The following is a 453-nucleotide window of genomic DNA, read 5'->3' as shown; positions in this document are numbered from 1 at the left end:
ATGCGGGCCAGCGAGCGCTCCTTGCCCAGGATCTCCAGGGACTCGAAGAGCGGCAGGCCGACGGTGCGGCCGGTCACGGCGACGCGGACGGGGGCCTGGGCCTTGCCGAGCTTGAGGCCGTGGGCCTCGCCCGCGGTCAGGACGGCCTGCTTGAGGGCCTCCGGGTCGGACCAGTCGGCCGTCTCCAGGTTGGCGCGGGCCGTGGTCAGCAGGGCCGCGGGCTCTCCCTTCATCGCCTTGTCCCAGGACGCCTGGTCCTCGACGGGCTCCCGGCGGAAGAGGAAGTCCACGTTCGCGGTGATGTCCGACAGGACGGTGACGCGGGTCTGGGCGTGCGGGGCGATGCGGGCCCACGCCTCGGCGTCGAAGTCCTCGGGCGCCCAATTGGCGTGCGGGGCCGTGAGCCAGGGGGCGCAGGCGTCCGCGAAGTCCTTGGGGTCCAGCTGCCGGATG

At 73.5% G+C, this 453-nt stretch carries 1 pseudogene; it reads right to left on the bottom strand.

Annotated features, from left to right (window positions below):
* Positions 1-453 (bottom strand): annotated as a pseudogene (locus G3I71_RS47420) (glutamate--tRNA ligase); the annotation flags it as partial.

The sequence above is a fragment of the Streptomyces sp. SID12501 genome (genome assembly GCF_010550245.1).
Classification (GTDB): Bacteria; Actinomycetota; Actinomycetes; order Streptomycetales; family Streptomycetaceae; genus Streptomyces.
The sequence above is the reverse complement of the archived record's forward strand: the minus strand, read 5'-3'. Positions and strand labels throughout refer to the sequence as shown.